This is a genomic window from Hymenobacter roseosalivarius DSM 11622, assembly GCF_900176135.1.
Lineage (GTDB): Bacteria > Bacteroidota > Bacteroidia > Cytophagales > Hymenobacteraceae > Hymenobacter > Hymenobacter roseosalivarius.
This window is the reverse complement of record NZ_FWWW01000003.1, coordinates 1-5,743: the sequence shown is the minus strand read 5'-3', so window position 1 is coordinate 5,743 and position 5,743 is coordinate 1. Positions and strand designations below refer to the sequence as shown.

Genomic DNA, 5,743 nt, shown 5'->3' with positions numbered 1-5,743 from the left:
AAAAAAGCCCCCCAGACCAGTCTGGGGGGCTTTTTTGTTGTTTGATCTTCCAGCTTAGTGCTAAAAAAGGGCCCCAGCCACTAAGCCGGCACCGATGATAACGTAAGATGGAATCTTATTCCACAGCAGCAGCAGGAACGTAGCCGCTACCAGGATTAGGTTAATCGGCGTATCAGGCAAAGGATGATACAGCAGAAACGTGGCGGCCCATACCAGGCCCGCGCTTACGGCATTGATGCCTTCTAACGATGCCTTCACCACCCGATACTGCTTCAGCTGGTCCCAGAAGCGGATCAGAAAGAAGATAAGAAAGGTGCCGGGGAGAAAAATGCCTGCCGAGGCTACCAAAGCGCCCAGCAGCTGCCCACTCACGCCCGCGTCTTCCCGGCGCATAGCAAGCGTACCGATATAGGAGGCGAAGGAAAAATTAGGTCCCGGCATAGCCTGCACCAACCCCAGGCCCGATAAAAATTCAGGGGCGGTGAGGTAGCGCTTGAATTCGACGAACTCGGCAAACAAGAGTGGGGCCAGCACTTGACCACCGCCAAATACGAGGCTGCCGTTGCGGTAAAAGTTCTCGAACAGGCGCACGGGTAGCCAGCGCGTATAATGTCCCAGCACCGCCGCCGCGATAAGTACACCGATCCAAAGAATAAAATTGGCCCACTCAACGCGCAGGGGTTGCTTTTCCTGCACCTCCGGCAGCTTGCTGTACCGGAGGGCCGTAATAAGCCCCCCAGCCAGCAATAGTAAGGGCAGCACGGCCGGCAGCTGGAAGGAATACGCCAGCATCGCCCCGGACACCATCAGGGCCACGGAGGTCTTGGTATGAATCACTTTTTCGGCGATTTTGTAAGCCGAATACGCCACGAAACCAATGGCGATAGGCTGCACGAATTGCACCAGTCGGGCTACCAGGCCAGCATCTAAATAACTGATGCTAAGCGCAAAAATCGTCATGAATGTCACGGCCGGCAGCATCCAGACCAGCAGCGTGAGGTACGCCAGGTTAGGGCCGCCGAGGCGGAAGCCAATGGCCGTAATAGTTTGGGTGGAGGAGGGGCCCGGCACGATCTGGCACAATGCTGTTATCTCCACCAACTCTGCCGACGTAAGGTAGCGGCGCTTGTCCACCAATAGCCGGAACATCATGGCTAGGTGCGCCTGCGGTCCACCAAAAGTGGTGAGCGCCAGCACAGCCACATCCTTCAGAAATAGGATACTGCGTACGCGCTTGGTGCGGCTACCGCTTAGGCGGGGTGGGGGAACCAAGCGAACCTCTTCCGTTTCCACTTTTTTAGGGCTTGGTGCTTATGGCCTGATGCTGAGACCTTCATACTTCGGAGAAAAGATACGGTATTACCAGAAAAAAGCCCCCCGGAAAAATACCGGGGGGCTTTTTTTACCTCAAATGCTTCTAGTTAAACATTAGCTGACACCAACTACTTTTTCTTCAAGCCCAGCTCAATCAGGCGCTCATTCAGGAATTCGCCGGCGGTGATATCTGCTTCTTGCTTAGGATTTTCGGGCGTAACGCAGCTTTCCAACGCCGCCAAGCTCATTTCGGAGCGGGGGTGCATGAAGAAGGGTACGGAAAAGCGCGACGAATTCATTTTCTCGCGGGGTGGGTTTACCACGCGGTGAATAGTGCTCCGGAGCACGCCATTGGTCAGGCGCTGGAGCATGTCGCCCACATTCACCACAATCTGGTCGGGCAGGGCCGTGATGGCAATCCACTTGCCATCACGACGCAACACTTGCAAGCCATCGGCCGACGCGCCCATGAGCAGCGTAATCAGGTTGATGTCGCCGTGCTCGGCGGCCCGCACCGCATCGGCCGGTACCGCGTCGGGCTTCTCGATGGGGAAATAATGAATAGGGCGCAGAATGCTGTTGCCGTTTCGCACCTTATCATCGAAATAGCTCTCGGGCAGGTTCAGGTACAAAGCAATGGCACGCAGCACGTCCTTACCCGCGGCTTCCAGCGTTTTGTACGTGGTGAGCGTAGTCTGGTGGAAGCTGGGCACTTCCTTCGGCCAGATGTTGTCGGGATACTCGTTTTTGATAGGGTCGTTGGCATCATCTACCTCCTGGCCTACGTGGTAGAACTCCTTCAGGTCGCCGGTGTTGCGGCCTTTGGCGTGCTCTTTCCCTTTGCCAATATAGCCGCGCTGCCCGGCCAAAGCGGGGTTCTCGTAGCTTTGCTTCACCTCATCGGGCAGCGAGAAAAAGGATTTGACGTCGGCGTAGAGCTGGGTGGTTTGCTCTTCGGTTAAGCCGTGGTTACGCAGCGCCACGAAGCCGATGCTTTGGTAAGCATCACCGAGTTGTTGAACGAAGCGCTGCTTGCGCTCCGGGTCGCCCGACCGGAAGTCGGCTAGGTCGAGGGATGGAATTTCTTCCAGCAATGTTGAGTCCATAGCGGAAAATGAAGATACTTTTGAGCAATCATTTCTTATCCTGCAAGGTACTCAAAAATCAAATGTCATCTTTGTAGCTCAACGATACCGGATAATCGGCCTTTTCGGTACTATTCCATTTTTCATTATGAAAGCATCAATTTTACTCCTTAGTGGCGCCCTGTTAGTGAGCATCGTAGCCTGCGACACAACCCGTCAGCAAACCGAAACCTCTGCCCAAACAATAGCGGAGAATACGTCTCCGGGTGGTTTGTCGAGCATGGAAAAGAATGGCATTCGTCTGACTCCTTTCAACGACTCACCTAAATACCCGGAGTCCCAACTGCGGCTTAAGTCGCCGATTCCTGGCAATACAGTAGTATCCGGCGCTGTGCCCTTCGATTACGACCTGAGCAACTTCCAATTGACCAAAATGACCGGTGGGGTACATGCCGAGCAGATGGCGAACTCTCAGCAAGGACAGCATATCCATAATATTGTGGACAATGAGCCCTACACCGCGCACTACACGACCGAGTTCACTAAGAACATCCCTGATGGTCAGCACATCGTACTGTCATTCCTGTCGCGCTCTTACCACGAAAGCCTTAAGCACCGTGGGGCCTATGACTTGCGCCTTGTCAATGTAGGGTCTGAGCGGGCTACCCCGCTGAAGGCCGATTTGTCGGCTCCGCATATGTTTTACAGCCGGCCCAAGGACACGTATTCGGGCAACGATGCCAAGAAGGTAATGCTGGATTTTTATCTGGTTAATACCACGTTGAGCCCTGAAGGCAACAAAGTGCGCGCCACCATCAACGGAACTGAGTTTATGCTGGACCAGTGGCTGCCCTATATGATGGAAGGCCTGCCCGCCGGCCAGAACACCGTAAAGCTGGAACTCGTCGACACCAATGGTACGGTTATTCCCGGCCCCTTCAACTCTGTTACCCGCACGTTCACCCTTCAGCCCTAGGTGGCTGTTGCTGATTACTCGATTTTCATTAAAAAAAGCCTGTTCACGCTCAGCGTGAACAGGCTTTTTTTAATGTTTTACCTTATATAGCTTCTTTTTAATAAGGGAAAAATTATATTTTTAGAAAAAACCTGTCCATATAATTATAGTGAGTAGTTTTGGCTTGGCTTTCGCAGATCGGAGCCGCTTCCCAAATTACCTGGAATGTGATCGGGCAGGAAATGAAGTCAAAGATGAGCTTATTAAGCTCTCTCCCAATATCTTTTTGGTGTTAATTATGCGTTTTTACAAGTCGTTTTTTACGTTGGCGGTCGTGCTAAGTACGAGCTTAAAGGCTCAGGCTCAGCATGCTGTGTGGGCCAGCAAAATAGTAGAGGTATCGTCGCAGAAGGCTGAAGGAAAAGAGGCATTTTCGTCCGACAAGGTGCTCGGTGAACCTAACGCCAAGCCGCTCGGCCAGATAAGCAACGATGCCTGGATTCCGAAAAAAGAAGGCAAAGACGAGTTTGTGGAAGTTCGCTTCAGCAAGTCGCTTATTGCCCGCCAGGTGACAGTCGTGGAAAATTTTAATCCCGGTTCAGTCACGAAGATTGAATTGGTTGATACGCGGGGCGGTAAGCATCAGGTATACGAAAACAAAAATCCGGGCCCCATTCCAGAGTTGTTTCGTTCCCTGCAGACGACCTTTGAGCCGGGTACTTACCGGACTATTGGCGTGATTGTGACCATGAACACGCTCAAAGTAAATGGCGTGAATCAGATTGATGCCATTGGTATTGCCGACGTGGCAGCCACTATGGTGAAAGAGGAATTCAAAACGGCCCCCGCGGACGATAACGGCGTATCAGCCGATTCGTTGATGGTGAACCTGGGACCTACGGTCAACTCCAAGTATGTGGATACCCACCCGGTTATCTCACCCGATGGCAAGACGCTCTTCTTCGCCCGTCAGGAGAGCCCGCAGAACGTGGGGGGCAAAGAGGATGTACAGGACGTATGGTATAGCACTTTGCGCGATGCTAAAACCAAATCGTGGAATCCCGCCAAGAACATCGGGGGGCCGATTAATACGCCGGGTCCGAATGGTCTAGCCTCGGTTTCGTCGGATGGGAATGCCGTAGTGCTGATTAACGTGTACAACCCCGATGGCTCCCTGGACCCGAAAGGCTTGAGTATGGCCCGGCGTACGCCCACCGGCTGGACTAAGCCAACGAAAATGGAGGTAGAGGATTTCTATAATAATGATCCTGAAAACGTTGACTTCTACCTGGCTACATCGGGCAAGGAGCTGCTGATGGCGGTAGAGCGCAAAGATGGGCAGGGCCAGCAGGACCTGTATGTAAGCCTGCTCAAGAGCGATGGCAAAACCTGGGGGAAGCCTCGCAACTTGGGCCCCTCTGTTAATACCAAAAAAGCCGAGTTTGCGCCTTTCCTGGCCGCCGATGGCAAGACTCTGTACTTTGCCTCCGAGGGCCACGGCGGGTACGGACAAAGCGACATTTTTTATAGCAAGCGCCTCGACGATACCTGGACCAGCTGGACCAAGCCGCGCAATCTGGGCGCAAATATCAACTCCTCCGACTTCGATGCTTATTATACTGTATCGGCGGCGGGGGACGATGCTTACCTAGTATCGTCGCGCAACGGAACCGACGGCTCGCGCGATATCTTCCGCATTGGCCTCACGCCCCAGTTTCGGCCAGAGGTAGTAACCCTGATTCGGGGGCGTGTGCTCGATGCCAGCACCAAAAAACCGGTAGCGGCCAAAATTCGCTACGAAAATCTGCTGACCGGCGAGGAACTGGGAGTAGCGGAAACTAGTCCGGTTGATGGCTCCTATACAATTGTGTTGCCTTCAGGAGCACACTATGGCTACCGCGCCGAGGCGGCCAACTATATCTCGGAAAGTGACAACATCGATGTAACCGATCGGCAGAAGTACACTGAGCTCACGCAGGACTTATATCTGATTCCGTTCACGGTGGGGCAAACCATCAAGCTGACTAATATTTTCTTTGCCCAGAGCAAATTCTTTCTGCGGGAGAACTCTTATCCTGAGCTACAACGCCTGATCGGGATTCTGAAAGAGTATCCAAATATGGAGATCAAGCTGGAAGGCCATACCGATAATCAGGGTGACCCGGCCTTGAACGTGAAGCTGAGCCTTGACCGGGTGAATGAGGTGAAGAAGTACCTGGTGGCGCGAGGCATTTCTGCCGCCCGTATTACCACTGAGGGCTTTGGGGGCAGCAAGCCCGTGGGCAGCAACGATCAGGAGGAGACGCGTCGCCTCAACCGACGGGTGGAATTCCGAATCACGAAGAAGTAATAGTTTCGCTTATTCAGAAATATGATTCATAAAAAAGCC

Annotated in this window: 4 protein-coding genes; 2 read left to right on the top strand and 2 right to left on the bottom strand. The window is 53.1% G+C overall.

Annotation, left to right across the window (positions count from 1 at the left end):
• Positions 1-60: 60 nt before the first annotated feature.
• Positions 61-1,293 (bottom strand): chromate efflux transporter, encoded by a 1,233-nt coding sequence (gene chrA / locus B9A24_RS00050; protein WP_234996876.1) that lies wholly within the window; start codon positions 1,291-1,293, stop codon positions 61-63.
• Between the two features lie 149 nt (positions 1,294-1,442).
• On the bottom strand, positions 1,443-2,420 hold the full coding sequence (locus B9A24_RS00045; RefSeq protein ID WP_084442958.1) for an isopenicillin N synthase family dioxygenase: 978 nt from the start codon (positions 2,418-2,420) through the stop codon (positions 1,443-1,445).
• 127 nt (positions 2,421-2,547) lie between these two features.
• On the opposite strand from B9A24_RS00045, the gene B9A24_RS00040 reads away from it, so the two are divergent.
• Positions 2,548-3,375 carry a hypothetical protein gene (locus B9A24_RS00040; protein WP_084442957.1) on the top strand — a complete coding sequence of 276 codons (828 nt, stop codon included), beginning with the start codon at positions 2,548-2,550 and terminating at the stop codon, positions 3,373-3,375.
• Between the two features lie 277 nt (positions 3,376-3,652).
• A complete protein-coding gene (locus B9A24_RS00035) occupies positions 3,653-5,704 on the top strand; it encodes an OmpA family protein (protein WP_084442956.1) in 2,052 nt (683 codons plus the stop codon).
• Positions 5,705-5,743: the final 39 nt, after the last annotated feature.